The organism is Peribacillus sp. NJ4, from assembly GCF_030348345.1.
GTDB lineage: Bacteria > Bacillota > Bacilli > Bacillales > DSM-1321 > Peribacillus.
The window spans coordinates 1,631,848-1,655,815 of record NZ_JAUCFQ010000001.1; the positions used below are offsets into that span (position 1 = coordinate 1,631,848).

A 23,968-nucleotide genomic window follows, 5' to 3' on the forward strand; every position below is an offset into this window, starting at 1 on the left:
ATTGTATTTTTTATGCAAGAAATGACGCTGTACTCTCTTTCGTGACGAAAAACTTCATGATATGATAGAATTAGGATTGTTTAGATTGGGGGCATCATTTTGTCAGACGATAAACGAAATAAAACAACAGTTGATATATACGGACAACCATACACAATCGTCGGTACAGAAAGCGCGAGTCATATGCGCCTGGTCGCTTCGATGGTTGACGAAAAAATGAGAGAGATCAGGATGAAAAATCCATATTTGGATACAAGTAAGCTAGCGGTACTAACGGCCGTGAATACGATCCACGAATATATAAAATTAAAAGATGAACTAGACCAGCTTCAACTGGAATTAAAGAGAGAGAAGGACTGAGTACATGCTTGATTTAGCAATTCTGGCCATTCTTTTAATCGGTTTATTAATCGGTTTAAAGCGTGGCTTCATTTTACAAACGGTTCATATGACTGGGTTCATAGTAGCCTTCATCGTCGCCTATGTATTTTACGGAGATCTTGCTCCCAATTTGAAATTGTGGATTCCGTTTCCGACTATGGGTGATTCCTCGACCATTAATATGTTTTTCGATACAGTCGGGCTGGACACGGCGTATTACAATGCGATTGCCTTTGCAATCATTTTCTTTGCTGCCAAGATTCTTTGGCAAATGATCGGATCCATGCTGAATTTCATTACCCATCTTCCGATTTTAAAACAGCTGAATCGCTGGGGTGGAGGGATATTGGGCTTTATCGAAGTCTATCTTATCATGTTTATTATATTATATATAGCTGCCATGCTGCCAATGGATTCCATCCAGAAACCATTAACGGGATCTTTTCTGGCAGAATCGATCGTGAAACATACACCGTTCCTTTCCGAGCAAGTGAAGGAACTTTGGTTTCATGATTTAAAACAATCTTAATGTCAGTATACGAGGGCCTGCCTCCCTTTCTCAAAGTCCTAGATTCCTATACTTTGAATGGGGGAGGCCCCTTTTTATGTAGCAGCATGTAACTTCCCCTGATTGAATCGAAAGTTAAGAATCGGACTGCTTGTACTTTAACTCCAAGAAAGGTATCTTTAAGAAAGTGAACATGGGACACCCTACTAATTTTTTCGGCGGTGAATGAAATGACGATTAATAAAAAAGATATCATTAAATTATTAGAAAAAATCGCAATATATATGGAATTAAAAGGAGAGAATCCGTTCAAGGTTTCAGCTTTCCGAAAGGCAGCAGGCGCCTTGGAAACGGATGACCGGAGCCTGACGGCCATCGAAGACTTTACCGCTTTAAATGGAATCGGGAAAGGAACGGCATCCGTCATCGAAGAGTATATGAATGAGGGGAAATCGACTGTACTTGAAGAGCTTCAGGAGCAGGTGCCAAAAGGTCTGATTCCGCTCTTGCAGCTTCAAGGTTTGGGCGGGAAGAAAATTGCCAAGCTTCATAAAGAGCTGCATGTAAACGATGTGAATGATCTTAAACTCGCCTGTGAAGAAGGCAGGGTCGCGGCGCTTGCCGGTTTCGGCAAAAAAACGGAAGAGAAGATCCTGTCTGCTATTGCCGAGGCAGGTTCAAGGCCTGATCGGCTGCCCCTTGCCTTCATGAGGCCGATTGCGGATGATATTGAAACGGCCCTTGCTAACATGGAATACATCATCCGTTCTTCTAGAGCCGGCAGCATCCGGCGTATGAGGGAAACGATTAAGGACCTCGATTTCATCATCTCGACAGATCATCCCGAAGAAGTTAAGGATCAACTGCTCGCATTAAAGGGCATAAAGCAAGTGATTGCAGCGGGTGATACAAAAGTATCGGTCGTGCTAGATTATGAATATGATATTTCCGTCGATTTCCGGATCGTGAAGGATAAGGAATTCATAACGACACTCCATCATTTTACCGGTTCGAAAGATCACAATGTGCGGATGCGCCAGCTGGCTAAAGATCGCGGTGAGAAAATCAGCGAATATGGGGTGGAAGTGGCTGAAACCGGTGAGGTATTGACGTTTGAAACGGAAGAACGTTTTTATAATCATTTTGGTCTTCCTTTCATTCCCCCAGAACTGCGTGAAGACGGAACGGAAGTGGAGCATTATGATGCAAATGAACCTCTCATATCTTTGGAGGCCATCAAAGGTGACCTGCACATGCATACCACATGGAGTGATGGGGCTCATACCATTGAAGAAATGATTGAAGCGTGCCGTGCAAAAGGTTATCGATATATGGCCATAACCGATCATTCGCAATATTTGAAAGTTGCGAACGGCTTGACCGTGGAACGTTTACGTGAACAAAAACGGATCATCCATGAACTGAATGAAAAATACGATGATTTTACCGTTCTTTCGGGGATTGAAATGGATATACTTCCTGATGGGACACTTGATTATGACGATGAGCTGCTTGCAGAGATGGATTTGGTTATCGCATCGATCCACTCAAGCTTTTCACAGCCGCGGGAAACGATCATGGAGCGCTTAAAAACGGCTCTGAATAATCCGCATGTTGACATAATCGCCCATCCAACGGGAAGGATTATCGGCAGACGCGCCGGATATGATGTCGATATAGAGATGCTGATCGAACTGGCACGCGAAACGAATACCGCCTTGGAATTGAATGCGAATCCGAACCGATTGGATTTGGCACCTCCCCATCTGCGCAAGGCACAGGAAGCAGGCGTTCCGATTGTTATCAATACAGATGCCCACAGCATCGATATGCTTGATCATATGCCTGTTGGGGTCTCGTCGGCCAAAAAGGGCTGGATTAAAGAATCAACGGTTCTTAATGCAAGGGATACGGATGGATTATTAGCGTTTTTAAAGAGAAATGATTAACTATTTGCCCATAAATAAGGAGGAGCTTTAACTCCATGCATAATAAAGCTTTAAAGACATTGGAATTTCATAAAATAAAAGAACAATTAATCTCACACGCATCCTCTTCCATAGGAAAAGAGAAGGCACAGCACTTGATGCCTTCTACTGATTTTGAAGAGGTGTCGAGATGGCAGGAAGAAACAGATGAGTCAGCAAAAATCGTCCGCTTGAAAGGTAACTTGCCATTGGGCGGGATTTTTGATATCCGTCCTCATGCAAAAAGGGCACAGATTGGCGGAATGCTCTCACCTATGGAATTGATGGAACTTGCGAGTACGATTCGAGCCGGCAGGATTCTCAGCCGTTTCTTCGAAGAACTTGCAGAACAGGAAATTGAAGTTCCGCTTTTAGCCGAATATATCGATTCCCTTCATCCATTGATTGATTTGCAGCAGGAAATTACGTATGCAGTAAGCGAGCATGGCGAAGTGATGGATTCTGCTAGCGATAAGCTCCGTACCCTAAGAAACCAAATTCGGACGAACGAAAGCCGTGTCCGGGAAAAACTGGAAAGCATGATCCGTTCTTCCAATGCATCAAAGATGTTATCGGATGCCATCATCACCATCCGGAATGACCGTTTTGTCATCCCGGTAAAACAGGAATACCGCAGTGTGTATGGCGGGATCATTCATGATCAATCCTCATCTGGGCAGACATTGTTCATTGAACCGCAAGCAATCGTTCAACTGAATAATGTCCTGCAGGAAACCCGAGTGAAGGAAACGCAGGAAATAGAACGGATCTTGGTCGAACTTTCGGAAAAGGTAGGTGCGTTCACCCCTGAATTGCTTCATAATGTCAAAGTCCTTGCACAAATCGATTTTCTTGTCGCCAAGGCAAAGTATGCAAAAGCGATAAAAGGGTCCAAACCGATTCTGAATAATGAGGGACGCGTGAAATTATTCAAAGCGAAACACCCGCTCATTCCGAGTGATGTTGTCGTGGCCAATGACATTTTCCTTGGTGATGAATTTACGACAATCGTCATCACCGGACCGAATACAGGAGGTAAAACGGTTACCCTGAAAACAATTGGCCTCTGTACATTAATGGCCCAGTCAGGTCTGCAAATCCCTGCGCTTGATGGTTCCGAAACGGCAGTGTTTTCCTCTGTTTATGCCGATATTGGCGATGAACAGTCGATTGAACAAAGCTTAAGTACATTCTCTTCGCATATGGTCAATATTGTCGATATCCTTAAGAATGTCGATTATGATAGCTTAGTTTTATTCGATGAGCTTGGAGCGGGAACTGACCCTCAGGAAGGTGCCGCTTTGGCCATTTCCATTTTGGATGAAGTGTATAAACGCGGTGCACGTGTGATTGCCACGACACATTACCCGGAATTAAAAGCTTATGGATATGATCGGGAAGGCGTCATTAATGCAAGCGTTGAATTTAATGTGGAAACATTGAGTCCCACCTATAAACTTTTGATCGGTGTACCGGGACGGAGTAATGCGTTTGAAATTTCCAAGCGCCTTGGTTTGGAAGAAAGCGTGATAAGCAGCGCCCGCAGCCATATTGGTGAGGATACGAATAAAGTTGAGAATATGATAGCGTCCCTTGAAGACAGCCGCAAGAAGGCCGAAGAAGAGGAGCAGGAAGCCAAGAATCACCTGAAACAGGCGGAAATTCTTCATAAAGACCTTCAAAGGCAAATTGGTGAATACCATGAAGAACGGGATGCTATGGTTGAAAAGGCAGCAAAAGAGGCAGCGGCAATCGTTGAAAATGCACAAAAAGAAGCGGAAGCGATTATAGCTGACTTACGTAAACTGCGACTCGAAAAGCATGCCGATGTTAAAGAACATGAACTGATTGATGCCAAAAAACGGCTCGAAGAAGCAGCGCCTAAAGTGAAAAAAACATCAAATAAAGTGGCGAGGCCTCTGGATAAAAGCTTGAAACCTGGTGATGAAGTAAAGGTCGTAAGTTTTGGTCAAAAAGGTCATTTGATCGAGAAGGTATCAAGTAATGAATGGCAGGTTCAGATCGGCATCATGAAAATGAAGGTGAAGGAGTCTGACCTAGAATTCATCAAGGCCACGAAAGTAAAAGAAATAAAGCCGCTTACTACGATAAAAGGTCGCGATTATCATGTTAGCGTGGAACTTGACCTACGTGGTGAACGCTTTGAAAATGCAATATCAAGAGTGGAAAAGTACGTTGATGATGCTCTTTTGGCCGGTTATTCCAGTGTCTCCATCATTCATGGTAAAGGAACGGGCGCTCTCCGGTCCGGGGTCCAGGAATACTTGAAAAATCACCGCTCTGTCAAAAGGATTCGCTTCGGCGAAGCCGGTGAAGGCGGAACAGGTGTTACGGTGGTGGAATTTAAATAAAGGAAAGTGGTCATTCCGGCTAACTGCCAAGCCGGGTGGCTAGTTACCATTCGGGAGTTGGACCATGGAGAACATGTGGGAAAATGAATATGTATATATAGCTGCTCGTTACAGTGTCGTCATTCTTTGCATGATTGTTTTTTTAGCCATTTTTGAACTTGTCACAAAGTACAAGAACTGGGAGGAAATCAAACAGGGAAACCTTTCTGTCGCGTTGGCAACAGGTGGTAAAATATTTGGAATCGCCTATGTATTCCAACAGTCCATCCTCCATCAGAATTCGCTGCTTACCATGATTGGCTGGGGCGTATACGGATTTATCCTTCTGTTGATCGGTTATTTCATTTTTGAATTTATGACTCCTGGATTTAAAATAGATGAAGAGATACAAAAAGATAATCGGGCAGTAGGATTCCTATCGATGATCATTTCAATCGCATTATCTTTTGTCATCGGCGCAGGAATTTCTTAATGCCCTTCATGAGAGGGAGAAAACTGTGGAGAAGCTTGCAAAAGTCTTAATTGTTTGTTGCGGAATCTTTTTTCTGTTAGGAATTTTTTATATGATATTCTTCAATTGAAGCGGCCATTGTGCCGCTTCTTTTATTTGAATTCCATTTTAAAAAAGGAGGTGGTGTGTAAAGTGAAACTTTCGAAACCAAGGTTATGCTGCAAATCTAATTCGTAACATATTGAAATGGGACTTTTCTTCAAGTTTGTTTACAGTCTATAAGGAGTAAAACACTCCTTTTTTTGTTTTCCTTTTTAAGTGTTTCCAATCCTCTCTTGTACTCTCGTAGGATATATGGACCACCTTAACGCTCATCATCAGCCTTTATGCTTATTTTTCTGAATTTAAGCAATTGTAAGAAAATCCCGATTGTATTATAATGATAAAGAGTATTGAGAATATTCAGAAGGAGGGGGCAAATGAGCAATAAGCCATGGCAAGCTATTTATCCAGAACAGATACCAGCGGTTTTGTCGTACGAAGATAAACCTCTTTATTCTTTTTTGAAGGAATCAGCCGAAGAATTCCCTGATAAAGTATCGATTCATTTCCAGGGAAAAGAATTAACTTTCCAGGAAGTATATGAATCTGCTTTAAAGTTCGCAGCGTATTTAAAAAGTATCGGTCTTCAAAAAGGAGAACGCGTTGCCGTCATGCTTCCGAACTGCCCTCAGGGTGTCATAAGCTTTTTTGGGATATTGATGGCTGGCGGTGTCGTGGTTCAAACGAATCCAACCTATACTGAACGTGAATTAGAGTATCAAATGAAAGATTCAGGAGCTAAAATAATTTTAGCGATGGATATTTTATTTCCCCGTGTCACTGCAGTCGCTTCAAGAACGGATATAGAACATATAATTGTAACCGCTATCAAGGAATATTTACCTTTTCCGAAAAATCTTATCTATCCTTTTATTCAAAAAAAGCAATACGGCATTGTCATCAATGTGGAGCATGCGGGCAATCATCATTTATTTTCCGAAATCATGAAACAAAAGGTCCCTGAAGAAGTCGCTGAGCCGATCGATGTGAATAATGACCTTGCACTTTTGCAATATACTGGCGGGACAACAGGCTTTCCCAAAGGGGTCATGCTTACCCATAAGAACTTGCTGGCAAATACAAAAATGTGCAATGCATGGCTTTATAAAAATAAGCGCGGTGAGGAAAGGATCCTTGCGATTCTCCCATTCTTCCATGTGTACGGTATGACGACAGTCTTGGTTCTTTCCGTCATGGAAGGGAACACCATGATCATCATGCCGAAGTTTGATGTTGAAGCGACGCTTAAAACCATCCAAAAACAGAAACCGACCATGTTTCCAGGAGCGCCAACGATGTATATCGGCCTCTTGAACCATCCGGATATCGCTAAGTATGACCTTTCTTCCATCAATGCCTGCATAAGCGGTTCTGCACCATTACCTTTAGAGGTTCAAGAGCAGTTTGAGAAAATTACCGGCGGGAAGCTGGTTGAAGGCTTTGGACTGTCGGAAACCTCACCGGTAACCCATGCTAATTTCATTTGGGATCAGCCGCGTGTAAAAGGAAGCATTGGATTGCCATGGCCAGATACCGACTCGGTGATTCTGTCCCTGGAAACGGGCGAAGAGCTACCTCCGAATGAAATTGGTGAGATTGCCATAAAAGGACCTCAGGTAATGCAAGGTTACTGGAACCGTCCGGATGAAACGGAAAGCACTTTTAAAGATGGGTGGCTACTAACAGGCGACCTGGGTTACATGGATGAGCGGGGGTTCTTTTATGTAGTTGAGAGGAAAAAGGATACAATCATTGCTGGTGGTTTCAATATATACCCACGTGAGGTGGAAGAGGTACTATACGAGCATGAGGCCGTACAGGAGGTTGTTGTGGCAGGTATCCCTGACCCATATCGCGGTGAGACCGTCAAAGCCTACGTCGTACTGAAAAAAAATGCCAGGGTGACTGAAGATGAATTGAATGATTTTGCTAGAAAAAGCCTGGCTTCCTATAAGGTACCGCGCAGCTATGAATTTAGGGAGGAACTTCCTAAAACGACGATAGGAAAGATCCTGAGAAGAGTCCTTATCGAGGAAGAAAAGAAAAAAATATCGGAGGAAAGAAAAGAAGCGTAAACAAGCAACCCCTTCATACGGAGCAGCGGAATAGGGCTCCGTGTTTTGCAGAACGACTGGACAACCTATGGATTGGGGCTGTACAATGAACATAAGTGGAATGTCAGGACTCTTAGAAGTTTTTGCTTGACAGTAAAGGGTCGTCATTCTATGATAGAAATATGAATGATGATTCATTCATTTTCTGAAAGGGGACATCCAGTGAAACGCAACAGACCAAAGTATAACCAAATTATTGATGCGGCCGTTATCGTCATTGCCCAAAACGGTTACTATCAAGCCCAAGTATCCAAAATCGCCAAGCAGGCAGGCGTAGCGGATGGCACCATATATCTTTATTTTAAAAATAAAGAAGATATCTTAATATCATTATTCCATGAAAAGATGGGCTATTTTGTGGAACAGATCGAAGAAGAACTAAAAGGAAAGACCACAGCTTCGGATAAACTGCATGTGCTCATCCAAAAACATTTTCAAAACCTTTCAGAAGACGTGAATTTAGCAATTGTCACTCAGTTGGAATTAAGACAGTCGAATAAAGAATTACGCCTAAGGATTAATGATGTGTTAAGAGGATATTTAAATTTAATCGATCAGATCATTAAAGAAGGAAAAGAGAACGGCGAATTTTTGCCTGATTTAAATAATTTACTTGCCAGGCAGATGATTTTTGGAACGATTGACGAAACAGTGACGACTTGGGTCATGAATGAGCAAAAGTATTCGCTCCCAGACCTTGCACCAGACGTTCACCGCCTTCTAATTGGCGGCTGTGGCTTGAAAAGTTAACGATTTTAATAGAGGATGGCTAGCCATCCTCGAAAGAATCGGTTAATATGCTTTCCGGCTTACCGGGAAGTGATACATATAGAATTTTCGAAAAAGTTTGACTAGATGCCAGGAGGGATAGATATGGAATACCTTAAGCTTTCTGTCGAAAATCATGTAGCATTTATAACGATTGATCATGCACCAGCAAATGCGCTTTCCACGGCAATCATCGGAGAGCTGTCACAGGCCTTTGATCAAATTGAGCAAGACGAAGCCGTACGGGTTGTCCTTCTTCATGGTGAAGGAAGATTTTTCTCTGCAGGAGCAGACATTAAAGAGTTTACGGAAGTGACAAACGGTAAGGCTTTCGAGAAGCTGACCAAGAATGGTCAATCTGTATTCGAGAAAATCGAATCTTTTCCAAAGCCGGTCATTGCAGCCATCCATGGTGCGGCGCTTGGCGGAGGATTGGAGCTGGCCATGTCCTGTCACATCCGTTTGGTAACCGAAAAGGCTAAACTAGGTTTGCCTGAACTGCAGTTGGGCTTAATCCCTGGATTTGCTGGCACCCAGCGTCTTCCTCGTTATGTGGGTATGGCAAAGGCCGCTGAAATGCTGTTTACAAGTGAACCGATTACAGGTATCCAAGCTGTGCAATGCGGATTGGCCAACCATGCTTTCCCGGATGAAGAACTGATTCCAAAAGCGAAGGAACTAGCCAATAAAATTGCCAAGAAAAGCCCTCTGGCTTTAAAGGCGGCTATAGAATTATTAAATTATTCCAAGCATGATTCCTACTATAAAGGTGTGGAAAGGGAAGCCGACCTCTTTGGCAAAGCTTTCGATACTGCTGACGCAAAAGAAGGAATTGGCGCTTTCATGGAAAAAAGAGAAGCTGTATTCACAGGGAAATAAATAACTATTTTTATATATCATGCAGGATTTTGATGAAATTTGAAGAATACAATAATATATATCAATAAAATTCATAATCTTCAAAACTCAAATCATTCGGGAGGTATTATCGTGAACATTTATGTACTGCTGAAAAGAACATTTGATACAGAAGAAAAAATTACACTATCCAACGGGAAAATTAATGAGGATGGAGCAGAATTCATCATTAATCCATACGATGAATATGCTGTTGAAGAAGCAATCCAGGTGCGAGATGCACAAGGCGGCGAAGTAACGGTTATTTCTGTCGGAACCGAAGAGGCTGAAAAGCAATTACGCACAGCGCTTGCAATGGGGGCTGACAAAGCCGTATTGATAAATATTGAGGACGACATAGAAAATGGCGATCAATTCACGACTGCCAAAATTATAGGCGAATACTTAAAAGGTAAAAATGCCGATCTAATCATTGCAGGGAACGTTGCAATCGATGGCGGTTCTGGTCAAGTGGGTCCACGAGTTGCCGAGATTTTAGAAATTCCTTATATTACAACCATTACTAAACTGGACATTGCAAATGGAAATGTAAGCGTTATCCGGGATGTCGAAGGGGACTCTGAAACGATCGAAGCATCTCTTCCATTGTTAGTGACAGCTCAACAAGGGTTAAATGAGCCACGTTATCCTTCTTTGCCGGGAATCATGAAAGCGAAGAAAAAACCGCTTGAAGAATTGGAATTGGATGACCTGGATTTGGAAGAGGAAGATGTTGAAGCAAAAACAAAAACGATTGAAATCTACCTTCCTGCGAAAAAAGAAGCTGGAAAAGTATTGAACGGCGAAATCGGTGCCCAAGTCAGCGAACTTGTTCAATTATTACGCAGCGAAGCAAAAGTGATTTAATCGAAACGGTACTTTTAAAACAACAACACACGACAAATAGATAAAATAGAGCACAGGAGGTTTTTATAAATGGCTAGAAAGTTTCTTGTATTGGGCGAAGTTCGCGACGGTTCACTAAGAAATGTATCATTTGAAGCTATCGGTGCGGCTAAACTTGCTGCAGATGGCGGGGAAATCGTAGGTGTTTTAGTTGGTGACAGTGTTCAAAATTTCGGAAATGAATTGATCCAGTATGGTGCAGACCGGGTTGTTGCAGTCGAAAATGATCTATTGAAACAATATACTTCAGATGGTTATGCGCAAGGCTTGCTTGCCGTCATCGAGCAGGAAAAGCCAGAAGGGATTTTCTTTGGACATACGGCTCTGGGAAAAGACCTTGCACCTAAATTGGCTGGAAAGCTTGAATCAGGATTGATTTCCGACGTTACATCCATTGAAGAAGAAGGCGGAAATATCGTTTTCACCCGCCCGATATATTCTGGTAAAGCATTTGAAAAGAAAATTGTTACAGATGGCGTGATATTCGCGACAATCCGTCCGAACAATATTGAACCGTTAGCGAAAGATGAGTCCCGCTCTGGTGATGTTTCTGCATTAAGTGTGGATATTAAGGATTTACGCACAATCATCAAAGATGTTGTTAGAAAAGCTAGTGAAGGGGTCGACCTTTCAGAAGCAAAAGTAATCATCGCAGGTGGCCGTGGCGTGAAAAGTGAAGATGGTTTTGAACCATTGAAGGAACTGGCACAAGTACTGGGCGGAGCGGTAGGTGCTTCCCGCGGTGCATGTGATGCGGACTATTGCGATTACTCTTTGCAAATCGGGCAAACGGGTAAAGTCGTTACACCAGACCTTTATATCGCCTGCGGTATTTCTGGAGCGATACAGCATTTAGCGGGGATGTCCAACTCCAAGGTTATCGTTGCCATCAACAAAGACCCTGAAGCTAACATATTCAATATAGCTGATTATGGAATTGTCGGAGATCTTTTCGAAGTCGTTCCATTACTTACGGAAGAATTCAAAAAACTAAAAGTTAACGCTTAAAAGAAATAAATTCTGATGAGGGGCAAGACATTTGGCATAAGCCGATACATGTCTTGCCCCTTCATTTTTTTTGGCTTTTAGGCAAGGTTTGAGCCTGCATATTTACTCTTTTTTTGGACATCCTACCACTGAAGCAAAATATTAGCATCGTTTCTAGCAATAATGGTATACTGTCTTTAGTTATTTGAGTAATTTTGAGGAGGAAATATATATGGCTATTGTAAATGCAACTGACCGAACTTTCACAACAGATACTAGCGAAGGTGTAGTCCTTGTAGATTTTTGGGCACCATGGTGCGGACCTTGTAAAATGATCGCTCCTGTTCTTCAAGAGCTTGATACTGAAATTGGCGATACAGCGAAAATCGTAAAAGTGGATGTAGATGAAAACCAAGAAACAGCTGGGAAATTCGGTGTGATGAGCATCCCGACATTAATCGTTCTTAAAGACGGTGAAGTGGTGGATAAAGTTGTTGGTTTCCAACCTAAAGAAGCACTTGCTGAACTTATTGCAAAACACGCGTAATAGTAAGTTAGCTAAAAAAAGCTTCAAGTCTGCGGACTTGAAGCTTTTTTCGCTATCTTGATATATAATAATTGTAAAATGGGAGAACAGGAGGCTGAATGCATGAACCAACAAATAAAGAATAAACTTGCCCTTCTTCCCGATCAACCTGGTTGTTATTTAATGAAAGATCGTCAGGGAACGATCATATATGTAGGCAAAGCGAAAGTGTTGAAAAATCGTGTCCGTTCTTATTTCACGGGTTCTCATGATGGAAAAACATTTCGGCTTGTGAATGAGATAGAGGATTTTGAATACATCGTCACCTCTTCCAATATCGAGGCCCTTATTTTAGAGCTGAACTTAATCAAAAAACATGATCCAAAATATAATGTCATGCTTAAGGATGATAAGACGTACCCTTTCATCAAGCTGACGGCGGAACGTCATCCACGTCTAATCATTACGCGAAAAGTAAAAAAAGATAAAGGGAAATACTTCGGACCATATCCAAATGCTTTTGCAGCTAACGAAACGAAAAAATTGCTCGACCGCATCTATCCTCTTAGAAAATGCAATACCTTACCTGATCGCGTTTGTCTTTATTATCACCTTGGCCAGTGCCTGGCCCCATGTGTTTATGATGTTGAGGAACAGGAATATAAGAAAATGGTGGATGATATCAACCGCTTCTTGAACGGTGGACATACTGAGATAAAAAAAGAACTGACTGAAAAAATGCTGGAGGCATCGGAAAATCTCGATTTCGAGAGGGCCAAGGAGTTCCGTGACAAAATTGCCCACATCGATATTACGATGGAGAAGCAGAAAATGATGACGACTGATTTCATCGACAGGGATGTATTTGGGTTTGCCTATGATAAAGGCTGGATGTGCGTTCAGGTATTTTTTGTCCGACAGGGTAAATTGATAGAAAGAGATGTTTCACTTTTTCCTGTCTATGATGAACCGGAACAGGAATTACTTACATTCCTCGGTCAGTTTTACGAGATTACCAACCACTTTAAACCAAAGGAAATCTTGCTGCCTGAGTCAGTGGATGCCGAAATGGCCGAGGGGCTCCTTGGTGTCAAAACGATTCACCCGAAACGGGGATCGAAAAAAGACATGCTTAAATTAGCGAATAAAAATGCCTCCATCGCCCTTCAGGAAAAATTCTCCTTGATTGAACGGGATGAAGAAAGAACCATCAATGCGGTGGAAAACCTCGGGAACCAATTAGGCATCTACACCCCGCACCGAATTGAAGCTTTCGATAACTCCAATATTCAGGGAAGTGACCCTGTTTCCGCTTTAGTCGTGTTCATTGATGGGAAACCGGAAAAAAGGGAGTACCGTAAATATAAGATCAAGACGGTCCAGGGACCTGATGATTATGAATCGATGCGTGAAGTGGTCAGAAGAAGGTATTCACGAGTATTGAAAGAAGGGCTGCCACTTCCGGACTTAATCATCATCGATGGTGGAAAGGGCCATGTGGAAGCCGTTCGGGATATATTGGAGAATGAATTGGGCCTTGATATTCCACTATCAGGTCTCATAAAGGATGAAAAGCATAGGACCTCGCAGTTGATGATTGGAAATCCGCTTGAACTCGTACCACTTGATTCACGTAGCCAGGAATTTTACTTATTGCAAAGAATTCAGGATGAGGTGCATAGGTTCGCGATTACGTTTCATCGGCAGCTACGCGGGAAAAATGCGGTTCACTCCCAGCTAGATGATATTCCAGGTGTTGGGGAAAAGCGAAGGAAGCAATTGTTAAGGCATTTTGGGTCATTGAAGAAAATCAAAGAGGCAACGGCCGAGGAAATTATGGAAGCGGGCATGCCAAAAGGGGTAGCCGAGGGAATCGTAAGAAAATTACAAGAATAATCTTGCTACCGACTATTCCCTATGCTATGATTAAAAAGAATTTTTAACTAGACAACTTAAAAGTGCTGATAGAGGTGCGGAATTCAAGAGTAAAAACCTGGAGAAGTATGAGCTTCCATGAAAGGTTTTGAAAGGGGATGACGCCGAAGGAAGACAAGACTCATACCTTGTTTTTCTGGTCTGACATTTAATAAATGGCGGATTGTCAGGGTTAATACCCTGGAGAGCTATCTCACTGTGTTTACAGTATTAGATATGTGATCACAGCAATGAGATATTTCTCATTGCTTTTTTTATTGCCTAAAAAGGTAGAGAGGGTGCATTAGGATGGCATTAATCGTTCAAAAATTCGGCGGAACATCTGTCGGAAGCGTAGAAAAAATCAAAAATGTTGCCAATCGGGTAATCGAGGAAGTGGAGAATGGAAATGGTGTGGTAGTCGTTGTTTCAGCTATGGGGAAAACCACAGATCAATTGGTTTCCATGGCCCAAGATATTTCCGGAACCCCGAGCAAGAGGGAAATGGATATGCTATTGACGACGGGGGAACAGATCACGATATCCCTGTTAACGATGGCATTGATTGAAAAAGGACATGAAGCCATTTCGTACACAGGCTGGCAGGCAGGTATGCAAACGGAATCCGTTCATGGGAATGCCAGGATTTTAAACATCGATGCTACAAGGATTCAAGCCCAGCTCCAGGAAAAGAAAATTGTGGTCGTAGCCGGTTTCCAGGGGAGCGATGCAAATGGGGAAATCACTACCTTAGGGCGGGGTGGTTCCGATACGACGGCGGTTGCCATCGCTGCAGCGCTGAATGCGGATAGATGCGATATTTATACGGATGTAACGGGTGTTTTCACTACGGATCCACGCTACATAAAAGGTGCGCGAAAACTTCAATCCATTTCTTACGATGAGATGCTGGAACTAGCAAACCTGGGGGCGGGCGTCCTACATCCAAGGGCTGTCGAATATGCAAAGAATTATCAAATCCCGCTTGAAGTCCGTTCGAGCATGGAGAGAGAATCAGGAACGATCATAGAGGAGGAAGCAACTATGGAAGAAAACTTAATTGTACGGGGCATTGCTTTTGAAGACAGTATTACTAGGGTCACAATTTATGGTTTGCCCCAATCACTTGGTGCATTATCCACAATTTTCACGACACTTGCGAAAAACCGGATTAATGTGGACATCATCATTCAAAGCATGACTGCCGAGGATACGACCAATCTATCATTTTCCACAAAAAGTGAAGATACGGAAGCGGCATTGATCGTGCTGGAAAACAATAAAGAACGATTGGCATTCGACCGAATCGAAACGGAGGGTGGGTTGGCCAAAGTGTCCATCGTCGGATCTGGTATGGTATCCAATCCAGGAGTGGCTGCCGAGATGTTTGAAGTGATGGCCAATACAGGCATTCAAGTGAAAATGGTCAGCACATCGGAAATTAAAGTCTCGACTGTCGTCAATGAAAAGGAAATGGTGAAGGCGGTCGAATCTCTTCATGAAGCATTTAAACTTGGGCAGCATGCAAATGTGCTAGCTTGAGTGTAAGGAGTCCAATAAAAAAACAGACTTCCGGTAAAAAGGGTAAGTCTGTTTTAAGGGCTTAATAGATTGGATCTCTGGGATCCCATTGGATGGTGAATATCACTTTTTTTGCGCGGCGTTTGATTTCTTCCGTTGATTCGCTGAGGAATTTTTTTTGCAGTGTAAACTGCTCGGCAAGGAAACCGGCTTCAAGTTGGAAGTGACAATCAGGGTGTAAATCCAGGCGGCGGCTGATTATTTCACCCGTCAGGGATAATTCCATCTCGTGTTTCGTATACTTCATGATTTCCAGATTGCCCCATCCAGCGCTCTGGAAAAATTCAATCACTTCCTGATCGCCATTCAATGGGAATTTTCTTGCTAATTGTTTACCTGCCCAATAGAGGATTTGATTAGAGTCTTTTCCGAGAATATCGTTCAATAGAACTTCTCTGATTAATTCGTATCCGAAAGCTGGAACTTGGAATTCTTCAGTTTGAATTTCTTCAGCTTGAATCTCTTCTTCTATCGCAGCAGCAATATTTTTTTTCATAGTTTATCGCCTCTTTCTGTAAATCTATTATAAACGTATTTCTTTTGCAAATTATACTGTTTTTTATTTATTTAAATAACAATTGGAAAAAAATGAGAAATTATACCGAGATATTAATAGTTAAATTTGAAATTTCTTCAAAATATCATCTTGACAAACAAAAAATATCCAATTTGATCCAATAAAATCTATTCTGAAAAAGAGATTTCTTGTATCCGTTTTCTTGACGCACATAGAAGTCAGGAGTAAAATGGACATGTCACATAATTGTAAAGGAAGTATAGAGGAGTTTTTTTGACTCTATACTGTATTTTCACGCGGAGATAAAAGGTAGCCACCAGTTTATCTTTGCATGATTTTTCACAAATTAAGGGGGGGCACTTAGTGGCAAAAAATCGTGAGTTTGGGAATCGCAGGCTTCATTCACTTCTAGGAGTAATTCCAATTGGTCTATTCCTAATTTTTCATTTATCGGTAAACTTTATGGCAACAAAAGGAGAAGAGACTTTTAATGGGGCAGTTCATTTAATTGAGTATACGCCCGTGAAGATTTTGGTAGAATGGGTCGTCATCTATCTACCGCTCATTTTCCATGCTGTGTACGGAATTTATATTGCCTTTACAGCAAAAAACAATTTAGGCAGATTTAGTTTCTTCCGTAACTGGATGTTCATGCTGCAACGTCTAACTGGAATCATAACGTTGATTTTCCTTGTTTGGCATATATGGGCAACTAGAATTCAAGCAGCTATGGGTGCTGAAGTTAACTTTGACATGATGGCTGAAATTTTCTCTAGTCCATTTATGATTGTGTTCTATATTGTTGGTATTATCTCGGCAATTTTCCACTTTGCTAATGGATTATGGTCATTTGCAGTGAGCTGGGGTCTTACAGTTTCACCTAAATCGCAAAAAATCATGACTTACTTTACATTGATCGTTTTCGTTCTTCTTTCTTATATCGGAATTAGCGCAATTTTCGCTTTCGTATAAGAAGATAGAGTTCATTTATAAGTATTAGGAAAAACATAGCTTGGCTAATGGAAATAAGGGAGTGACAGAATTGGGTAAAGGTAAAATAGTTATCGTTGGTGGAGGTCTAGCTGGATTAATGGCTACGATCAAAGCAGCAGAGCTGGGACAACAGGTTGATTTATTTTCTTTAGTGCCTGTTAAACGCTCTCACTCAGTTTGTGCCCAAGGCGGAATCAATGGGGCAGTAAATACAAAAGGTGAAGGGGATTCTCCATATATCCACTTCGACGATACAGTTTATGGCGGAGATTTCTTGGCTAACCAACCGCCGGTTAAAGCGATGTGCGAAGCAGCACCATCTATCATCCATATGTTTGACCGTATGGGTGTTATGTTCAACCGTACTCCGGAAGGTCTTCTTGATTTCCGTCGTTTCGGTGGTACTCAACATAGCCGTACAGCATTTGCTGGTGCAACGACTGGTCAACAATTACTTTACGCATTGGACGAGCAGGTTCGCCGTTATGAAGTTGAAGGCCTTGTAACGAAATATGAAGGCTGGGAATTCCTTGGAGCTGTTATCGATGATGAACAAACAGCACGTGGTATCGTAGCTCAAAACCTGACTTCAATGGAAATCAAATCATTCCCTGGCGACGCAGTCATCATGGCGAGCGGTGGCCCTGGAATCATTTTCGGTAAATCAACTAACTCAATGATCAATACAGGCTCAGCAGCTTCCATCGTTTATCAACAAGGTGTAAATTATGCAAATGGTGAGTTCATTCAAATTCACCCGACTGCAATCCCTGGAGATGACAAACTTCGTCTAATGAGTGAATCCGCTCGTGGTGAAGGTGGACGTATCTGGACATATAAAGACGGAAAACCTTGGTATTTCCTTGAAGAAAAATACCCTGCTTATGGTAATCTAGTACCTCGTGATATCGCGACTCGTGAAATCTTCGACGTATGCATGAACATGAAGCTTGGCATTAATGGAGAAAACATGGTTTACCTGGATCTATCACATAAAGATCCTAAATTACTTGATATAAAACTTGGCGGAATCATTGAAATCTACGAGAAATTCATGGGTGAAGATCCACGTAAAGTTCCAATGAAAATTTTCCCTGCCGTTCACTATTCCATGGGCGGACTTTGGGTGGATTATGACCAAATGACTAACATCAAAGGTTTATTCGCTGCTGGTGAGTGTGACTACTCTCAACATGGCGGTAACCGTCTTGGTGCGAACTCACTTCTTTCTGCAATCTATGGTGGTTCAGTCGCTGGACCGAATGCCGTTAAATATATTGAAGGTCTTGATAAAACTTCAGAATCCATTTCTTCTTCGTTGTTTGAAGGGTACGAAAAACAAGAACAGGAAAAATGGAATGAAGTCATGTCCCTTGATGGTAACGAAAATGCGTACGTTCTTCACAAAGAACTTGGTGAGTGGATGACACAGCATGTTACTGTAGTTCGTTACAATGACAAGCTGAAAGAAACGGATAACAAGATTCTTGAACTGATGGAACGTTACAAGAAAATTAACATCAATGACACGGCAAAATGGAGTAACCAAGGAGCTGCATTCACTAGACAGCTGCAAAATATGATGCAATTGGCTCGTGTAATCACAATTGGTGCGTTAAACCGTGACGAAAGCCGCGGAGCGCATTACAAACCTGATTTCCCAGAACGTAATGATGAGGAATTCATGAAAACAACTATGGCAACATTCAAAGGCATGGATCAAGCACCTGAATTCCATTATGAAGATATTGATGTATCACTGATCGCACCGCGTAAACGTGATTACACAACGAAACACTAAAGAGGGGGAGCAAAAAAATGGTTGAAACTAAATCTGAGACTAAAACAGTCCGTTTTATAATCACTCGTCAAGATACACCGGATTCAGCTCCTTATGATGAGGAATTCGAATTAGCGTATCGCCCGAATATGAACGTAATTTCCGCTCTAATGGAAATTCGTCGTAATCCGGTAACTGTACAAGGCAAGCACACTACAGCAATCGCTTGGGACATGAACTGTCTTGAAGAGGTTTGTGGTGCTTGTTCAATGGTTATCAATGGTAAACCAAGACAATCATGTACAGCTCTTATCGATCAATTGGAGCAACCGGTTCGTCTAGCTCCAATGCGTACATTCCCTATCGTTCGTGACCTACAAGTCGATCGCAGCCGTATGTTCGACTCATTGAAAAAGGTAAAAGCATGGATTCCAATCGATGGAACGTACAATCTTGGACCAGGACCGCGTATGCCAGAAAAGAAACGTCAATGGGCTTACGAGTTATCTAAATGTATGACTTGCGGTGTTTGTTTGGAGGCATGTCCGAACGTAAACAGCAATTCAGACTTCATGGGGCCACAACCATTATCACAAGTTCGTTTATTCAACGCACATCCAACGGGTGCAATGAACAAAGCTGAACGTTTAAATACAATCATGGGTGATGGAGGACTTGCAAACTGCGGTAACTCACAAAACTGTGTGCAGTCTTGCCCTAAAGGCATTCCATTAACAACTTCGATTGCAGCATTGAACCGTGATACTACGATCCAACAATTCCGTAACTTCTTCGGAAGCGACGAAGTTTAATAATGAAAATGAAAGAACCCGTATCTTAGGATATGGGTTCTTTTTGTTTTACATTCGTAGAGAATGGCAAATCCTTAAAAGGTTGATAAATTTGCATGCACCCTGAAAAACCAGGATCGAAGTGTGATTGGTTTGGGCAAATGAGTTTGTTGTAACCCAACGTCCTTACGCAAAGGCTGAAGGATTTGATTAATAAAGTGAGCAATAAGCAAATTAACCTGCTTTCAATAGAAAATCCTTTTCAATATCGTTGTTTTCTTATAAAATGAGTGAATAGTCATTCAATTCAGAAAGGGTGTGCACAAGATGGGCAGGATATCATATATCGATAATATAACGGAGTGGATCAATGATTTTTCTTTTAAACATGAGATTAAGGTCCGTTTTTCAGAAACTGATATGTTTGGGCACTTGAATAACACGATTCCTTTTACTTATTTTGAGGAAGCTCGGATTGAGTATTTCAACAGTATGGGGTTCATGAAGGACTGGACCTCGGCTGAATGCAGTGAGATGCCGGTTGTTGCCAATTTACAGTGTGATTACCTGAAGCAGGTGTTCTTCAATGACCAATTGACGATTCATGTGAAAGCTGACCATATCGGAAACTCTTCAGTAGACATACATTATATGGGAACCAAACAAGATGGTTCAATTTGTTTAACGGGTAGGGGAACGATTGTCCAAGTTTCCAAAGCCACCGGAAAGCCGATACCTTGGACGGAAGAGATGAAGCGATCGATGTGGCAAACAGAGCTCGAACATTCCTGAAAATATTTTCATTTTAGACAAGTAAAAGAGTCACTCCCTTGCCCTGGCCGACATACTATATCTTGACTAAATAGACACCCACTCCGGGTTTTATGCTGGTGAAGGCAAGGAGGGTAACATTACTTGAAGGAGAACGAATTCACTCATAAGCCACTACTCACCAAAAGAGAAAAAGAAGTATTTGAGTTACTAGTACAAGACAAAACAACAAAAGAAATCGCAGGTGAATTGTTTATTAGCGAAAAAACAGTTCGAAACCATATTTCGAATGCGATGCAGAAGCTTGGAGTAAAAGGACGTTCGCAGGCAGTCATAGAACTCCTTCGTATGGGAGAACTTAAGCTTTAATGTGTTGACATTTAATACGTAAGCCTTATAAATATTTTCACTCCCGTTCGTTGGCAGCATATAAGGAAGGCCAAAACAATTTGGTTGTTTTGACTTCTTTGGATGCTGCTTATTTTTATGAAGGGGGTTTCATTATGGATTCCGGATAATCATTCTTGAAAATCATTTCACTTTCATCCAAAATGGTAGTATGATAAGTTTCATGAAGTGGGGAGCTGTGTGTATGGATGAAGAGAAGCAGGTTGCATATGTAGCCGATATCGAGAGGGAATTACGCTATGTATCGACATGGCTTAAGCAAAGGGGAAGAGAAATTCTCAAAGATTATAAAATCACCATTCCTCAATTCGTGGCTTTGCAATGGCTTTTTGAATCAGGCGACATGACGATTGGCGAATTGTCCACAAAGATGTTTCTTGCCTTCAGCACAACGACTGATCTGATTGACCGCATGGAGAAACATCAGCTTGTCCAGCGTGTCAAGGATGATAAGGACCGGCGCGTGGTTCGAATTCACCTTCTTGAAGAAGGTGAACGGATTATTGAAGAAGTGATTAATAAACGACAACAGTACTTGAGTGGGGTATTAGTCAATTTCAACGAATCTGACATCGTGTCCCTGCAAGGTATTCTAGCAAAACTACATCAAGAAATGAAAGAAAAATGAGGCGAGTTTTTTGAAACAACCGATAGGAATCATTGATTCAGGGGTAGGCGGCTTGACAGTAGCTAAAGAAGTCATGCGTCAGCTTCCAAATGAAAATATTATATACTTAGGTGATACAGCAAGATGCCCTTATGGGCCTAGGACCAAAAAAGATGTCCAGACCTTCACATGGCAAATGACGAGGTTTTTGATGAAGAAGGATATAAAAATGCTGATCATCGCCTGCAATACAGCTACTGCAGCTGTTTTGGATGAAATCAGGGCATTACTTCCGATTCCTGTATTAGGCGTCATTCATCCTGGGGCAAGGGCGGCGTTGAAAGTTTCCAATTCCTTGCATATTGGCATTATTGGTACGGAAGGCACAGTAAAAAGCAAAGCGTATGACGATGCACTTGCCTCCATCAATTCCGATGTGAAAGTAGATAGTTTAGCATGTCCGAAATTTGTCCCTATCGTAGAAAGCGGCGAGTTTCAAGGGAAGATAGTCAATAGGGTCGTGGCACAAACCTTGAGTCCGTTGAAGAAAACGAAGATCGACACATTAATCCTTGGCTGTACCCATTATCCACTGCTGGGGCCTGTAATCTCAACCTATATGGGGGATGAAGTACAAGTCATTTCCTCTGGGGAAGAGACGGCCCGAGAGGCAAGTGTCATTTTGGATTACTATAAATTAATCAATAAAAGCAAGCTTCGTCCAGTTCATCGCTTTTATACAACCGGTTCAAGAGATATGTTCGGTTCCATCGCGGAGAGCTGGCTCGGTATTCATATCAATACAATCGAAACAATTAAAATTGATCACTTATAAGGCTTCCATATGGAAGCCTTTTTTCTGAGGGAAAAAATGGGGAATCCTGCCGTTATGTATATAGCTACAAGCCTGGATGGATATATCGCTAGGGAAGATGGAAGCATAGATTGGCTTGAAGAGACAGAAGGGGACAATGAGTACGGCGATTTCTATAAAAATATCGATACGGTGATTATGGGAAATACGACATATCAACAGATTCATACAATGGCAGAAGAATTTCCCTATCAAGATAAAGCCTGCTATGTCTTTTCAAAGGGAAAGAAGAACATGTGGAGTTTGTGATTGGAGTTGTGGGTGATTTCATTGGAAAACTGAAAGGCGGATCAAGGATCTGGCTTGTAGGCGGTGCGGAGTTAGTGTCGGATTTCATGAAGAAATCGCTGGTGGATGAAGTGATCCTGTCCATCATACCGATTATCTTGGGGAATGGGATTCGTTTGTTCCAAGCAGGAAGTCCCGAAATCCAAATAAGCTGACAAAGATGCAGCAGTACAGGTAAATTGCCCAGCTCCATTATCGGAGTGAAAAATAATTGGTCTATTTTCGCTTAGGGCTCGTATAAATAGGAGTACAAACTGTCCTAGGAGTGATTTTATGTCCAATAAATCAAAAGTAACAATGGCTGTGACCATTCTGGCATCTTCTTTTTGGCTTTCAGGCTGCGGGTTATTTGGCGGTGAAGAGAAAAAGGAAATTGATCCACCAAAGGATGTTTCATTAGTCGAGGATGAATCTTCATTAAAAGAAACAGAAACGAATGGTGAAGAAAAGCCTGCAACAGATGGAGAAGAAGGCGCTGTTGAGTCGAAAACAGTGAAGACAGAGTTATATTTAATTGATAAAAGTGGATATGTGGTTCCACAGACATTGGAACTTCCTAAATCGGAGGCCGTAGCTAAACAGGCCCTTGATTACCTTGTCGCTAACGGACCAGTCACGGATAAACTTCCTAATGGATTCAGGGCCGTCATTCCTGCCGATACCCAAATAAGCGTGAACATTAAAGAAGGAGTGGCTGTTGCGGACTTTTCGCCGGAGTTCAAAAACTATCAAAAAGAGGATGAACTCAAAATCCTTCAAGCCATTACATGGACTCTGACACAATTCGACTCGGTCGATAAAATCCAAATGAGAATAAATGGGGAAGATATTTCCGAAATGCCGGTCAATGGCACACCGATAGATGAGAATATCTCAAGGTCTTCAGGAATCAATATCGATACGAGTGACGTGGTCGACATTTCGAATTCCAAAGCACTGACCGTTTATTATGTAGGCGGTGACGAGGAGCACACCTATTATGTTCCGGTGACACGCAGGATCAGCGAAACGGTGTCTGATAATGTAACGGCAGTCATACAGGAATTAACGAAGAGTCCTTCGGGTTCTAACCTGCAAACAGGGTTCATGAGTGATGTAGCTTTACTTGACGAGCCTAAAGTGGCAGAAGGTAAGGTCAGCCTCAATTTTAACGAAAATATCCTTGGAAGCTTTAAAGAGAAAAAGGTATCACAAGAAGTACTTGATGCATTGGTCCTTTCGTTAACGGAACAGAAAGGAATTGAAAGCGTTGAAGTACAAGTGCAGGGCAGCGCCGATGTTCTTAATGAAGAAGGAAAGAAATTATCCGAACCAGTGGTCCGTCCAGAGAAAGTCAACACAGGTAGTTTTTAAAGAGCGATATTATATATAGTAATAGCACAATGAGGCAGCCTGTAGCTGCCTCTTATTTTTTTACCTGTATTAGTTGAAAACTAATACCCCCGCCAAGCAATTTCTCTTATCG

The 23,968-nt window shown here is 42.0% G+C and carries 22 protein-coding genes, 1 pseudogene and 1 riboswitch; of the genes and pseudogenes, 22 read left to right on the top strand and 1 reads right to left on the bottom strand.

Going from position 1 to position 23,968, the window contains the following annotated elements:
* Positions 1-99 precede the first annotated feature (99 nt).
* From zapA to QUF94_RS08255, 13 genes are all read left to right on the top strand, one after another.
* The gene (gene zapA, locus QUF94_RS08195) at positions 100-360 is read left to right on the top strand and encodes a cell division protein ZapA (RefSeq protein ID WP_048678967.1); all 261 of its coding nucleotides are present in this window, start codon (positions 100-102) and stop codon (positions 358-360) included.
* A gap of 4 nt (positions 361-364) precedes the next feature.
* Positions 365-910 (top strand): CvpA family protein, encoded by a 546-nt coding sequence (locus tag QUF94_RS08200; RefSeq protein ID WP_289315420.1) that lies wholly within the window; start codon positions 365-367, stop codon positions 908-910.
* A 209-nt stretch (positions 911-1,119) separates the two neighbouring features.
* Positions 1,120-2,838 (top strand): DNA polymerase/3'-5' exonuclease PolX, encoded by a 1,719-nt coding sequence (gene polX, locus QUF94_RS08205; RefSeq protein ID WP_289315421.1) that lies wholly within the window; start codon positions 1,120-1,122, stop codon positions 2,836-2,838.
* Positions 2,839-2,873: 35 nt separating this feature from the next.
* Positions 2,874-5,228 carry an endonuclease MutS2 gene (locus tag QUF94_RS08210; protein WP_289315422.1) on the top strand — a complete coding sequence of 785 codons (2,355 nt, stop codon included), beginning with the start codon at positions 2,874-2,876 and terminating at the stop codon, positions 5,226-5,228.
* Between the two features lie 64 nt (positions 5,229-5,292).
* On the top strand, positions 5,293-5,700 hold the full coding sequence (locus QUF94_RS08215; RefSeq protein WP_137019456.1) for a DUF350 domain-containing protein: 408 nt from the start codon (positions 5,293-5,295) through the stop codon (positions 5,698-5,700).
* Between the two features lie 458 nt (positions 5,701-6,158).
* The gene (locus tag QUF94_RS08220; RefSeq protein WP_289315423.1) at positions 6,159-7,856 is read left to right on the top strand and encodes an AMP-binding protein; all 1,698 of its coding nucleotides are present in this window, start codon (positions 6,159-6,161) and stop codon (positions 7,854-7,856) included.
* Positions 7,857-8,057: 201 nt separating this feature from the next.
* Positions 8,058-8,645, top strand: coding sequence for a fatty acid metabolism transcriptional regulator FadR (locus QUF94_RS08225; protein ID WP_289315424.1), 588 nt, complete (start codon positions 8,058-8,060; stop codon positions 8,643-8,645).
* A 123-nt stretch (positions 8,646-8,768) separates the two neighbouring features.
* On the top strand, positions 8,769-9,542 hold the full coding sequence (locus QUF94_RS08230) for an enoyl-CoA hydratase (RefSeq protein WP_289315425.1): 774 nt from the start codon (positions 8,769-8,771) through the stop codon (positions 9,540-9,542).
* Between the two features lie 111 nt (positions 9,543-9,653).
* A complete protein-coding gene (locus QUF94_RS08235; protein WP_289315426.1) occupies positions 9,654-10,427 on the top strand; it encodes an electron transfer flavoprotein subunit beta/FixA family protein in 774 nt (257 codons plus the stop codon).
* 69 nt (positions 10,428-10,496) lie between these two features.
* Positions 10,497-11,474: an electron transfer flavoprotein subunit alpha/FixB family protein gene (locus QUF94_RS08240; RefSeq protein WP_289315427.1), complete on the top strand. Its 978-nt coding sequence runs from the start codon at positions 10,497-10,499 to the stop codon at positions 11,472-11,474.
* A gap of 184 nt (positions 11,475-11,658) precedes the next feature.
* On the top strand, positions 11,659-12,000 hold the full coding sequence (gene trxA, locus QUF94_RS08245; RefSeq protein WP_289315428.1) for a thioredoxin: 342 nt from the start codon (positions 11,659-11,661) through the stop codon (positions 11,998-12,000).
* 102 nt (positions 12,001-12,102) lie between these two features.
* Positions 12,103-13,875, top strand: coding sequence for an excinuclease ABC subunit UvrC (gene uvrC, locus QUF94_RS08250; protein WP_289315429.1), 1,773 nt, complete (start codon positions 12,103-12,105; stop codon positions 13,873-13,875).
* Positions 13,876-13,936: 61 nt separating this feature from the next.
* Positions 13,937-14,113, top strand: a riboswitch (Lysine riboswitch).
* 89 nt (positions 14,114-14,202) lie between these two features.
* Positions 14,203-15,435, top strand: a complete 1,233-nt coding sequence (locus QUF94_RS08255; RefSeq protein ID WP_289315430.1) for an aspartate kinase — start codon at positions 14,203-14,205, stop codon at positions 15,433-15,435.
* A 61-nt stretch (positions 15,436-15,496) separates the two neighbouring features.
* Here QUF94_RS08255 and QUF94_RS08260 read toward each other — a convergent pair whose 3' ends face one another.
* Complete coding sequence (locus QUF94_RS08260; RefSeq protein ID WP_289315431.1) at positions 15,497-15,970, bottom strand: YslB family protein; 474 nt, start codon at positions 15,968-15,970, stop codon at positions 15,497-15,499.
* A 384-nt stretch (positions 15,971-16,354) separates the two neighbouring features.
* On the opposite strand from QUF94_RS08260, the gene QUF94_RS08265 reads away from it, so the two are divergent.
* The 9 genes and pseudogenes from QUF94_RS08265 to QUF94_RS08305 all read left to right on the top strand — a co-directional run bounded on the left by QUF94_RS08265 (position 16,355) and on the right by QUF94_RS08305 (position 23,856).
* Positions 16,355-16,963, top strand: a complete 609-nt coding sequence (locus tag QUF94_RS08265) for a succinate dehydrogenase cytochrome b558 subunit (protein ID WP_289315432.1) — start codon at positions 16,355-16,357, stop codon at positions 16,961-16,963.
* 70 nt (positions 16,964-17,033) lie between these two features.
* Entirely contained in the window at positions 17,034-18,785 is a 1,752-nt protein-coding gene (gene sdhA, locus QUF94_RS08270) for a succinate dehydrogenase flavoprotein subunit (protein WP_289315433.1), read from the top strand.
* Positions 18,786-18,802: 17 nt separating this feature from the next.
* Positions 18,803-19,576 (top strand): succinate dehydrogenase iron-sulfur subunit, encoded by a 774-nt coding sequence (gene sdhB, locus QUF94_RS08275; RefSeq protein WP_289315434.1) that lies wholly within the window; start codon positions 18,803-18,805, stop codon positions 19,574-19,576.
* A gap of 306 nt (positions 19,577-19,882) precedes the next feature.
* Complete coding sequence (locus tag QUF94_RS08280) at positions 19,883-20,347, top strand: acyl-CoA thioesterase (RefSeq protein ID WP_289315435.1); 465 nt, start codon at positions 19,883-19,885, stop codon at positions 20,345-20,347.
* Positions 20,348-20,470: 123 nt separating this feature from the next.
* On the top strand, positions 20,471-20,695 hold the full coding sequence (locus tag QUF94_RS08285; protein WP_028392149.1) for a helix-turn-helix domain-containing protein: 225 nt from the start codon (positions 20,471-20,473) through the stop codon (positions 20,693-20,695).
* Between the two features lie 223 nt (positions 20,696-20,918).
* Positions 20,919-21,362: a MarR family winged helix-turn-helix transcriptional regulator gene (locus QUF94_RS08290; RefSeq protein WP_289315436.1), complete on the top strand. Its 444-nt coding sequence runs from the start codon at positions 20,919-20,921 to the stop codon at positions 21,360-21,362.
* Positions 21,363-21,372: 10 nt separating this feature from the next.
* Complete coding sequence (gene racE / locus QUF94_RS08295) at positions 21,373-22,176, top strand: glutamate racemase (protein WP_289315437.1); 804 nt, start codon at positions 21,373-21,375, stop codon at positions 22,174-22,176.
* Between the two features lie 36 nt (positions 22,177-22,212).
* Positions 22,213-22,658: pseudogene (locus QUF94_RS08300) on the top strand (dihydrofolate reductase family protein).
* A gap of 118 nt (positions 22,659-22,776) precedes the next feature.
* The gene (locus QUF94_RS08305) at positions 22,777-23,856 is read left to right on the top strand and encodes a GerMN domain-containing protein (RefSeq protein WP_289315438.1); all 1,080 of its coding nucleotides are present in this window, start codon (positions 22,777-22,779) and stop codon (positions 23,854-23,856) included.
* Positions 23,857-23,968: the final 112 nt, after the last annotated feature.

What these genes read in the sequence shown, in the direction of transcription:
- QUF94_RS08200 (WP_289315420.1), top strand. Translation starts at nt 365, where the DNA reads ATGCTTGATTTAGCAATTCTGGCCATTCTTTTAATCGGTTTATTAATC.
- polX (WP_289315421.1), top strand. Translation starts at nt 1,120, where the DNA reads ATGACGATTAATAAAAAAGATATCATTAAATTATTAGAAAAAATCGCA.
- QUF94_RS08210 (WP_289315422.1), top strand. Translation starts at nt 2,874, where the DNA reads ATGCATAATAAAGCTTTAAAGACATTGGAATTTCATAAAATAAAAGAA.
- QUF94_RS08215 (WP_137019456.1), top strand. Translation starts at nt 5,293, where the DNA reads ATGGAGAACATGTGGGAAAATGAATATGTATATATAGCTGCTCGTTAC.
- QUF94_RS08220 (WP_289315423.1), top strand. Translation starts at nt 6,159, where the DNA reads ATGAGCAATAAGCCATGGCAAGCTATTTATCCAGAACAGATACCAGCG.
- QUF94_RS08230 (WP_289315425.1), top strand. Translation starts at nt 8,769, where the DNA reads ATGGAATACCTTAAGCTTTCTGTCGAAAATCATGTAGCATTTATAACG.
- QUF94_RS08240 (WP_289315427.1), top strand. Translation starts at nt 10,497, where the DNA reads ATGGCTAGAAAGTTTCTTGTATTGGGCGAAGTTCGCGACGGTTCACTA.
- uvrC (WP_289315429.1), top strand. Translation starts at nt 12,103, where the DNA reads ATGAACCAACAAATAAAGAATAAACTTGCCCTTCTTCCCGATCAACCT.
- QUF94_RS08255 (WP_289315430.1), top strand. Translation starts at nt 14,203, where the DNA reads ATGGCATTAATCGTTCAAAAATTCGGCGGAACATCTGTCGGAAGCGTA.
- QUF94_RS08260 (WP_289315431.1), bottom strand. Translation starts at nt 15,970, where the DNA reads ATGAAAAAAAATATTGCTGCTGCGATAGAAGAAGAGATTCAAGCTGAA.
- sdhB (WP_289315434.1), top strand. Translation starts at nt 18,803, where the DNA reads ATGGTTGAAACTAAATCTGAGACTAAAACAGTCCGTTTTATAATCACT.
- QUF94_RS08280 (WP_289315435.1), top strand. Translation starts at nt 19,883, where the DNA reads ATGGGCAGGATATCATATATCGATAATATAACGGAGTGGATCAATGAT.
- QUF94_RS08290 (WP_289315436.1), top strand. Translation starts at nt 20,919, where the DNA reads ATGGATGAAGAGAAGCAGGTTGCATATGTAGCCGATATCGAGAGGGAA.
- QUF94_RS08305 (WP_289315438.1), top strand. Translation starts at nt 22,777, where the DNA reads ATGTCCAATAAATCAAAAGTAACAATGGCTGTGACCATTCTGGCATCT.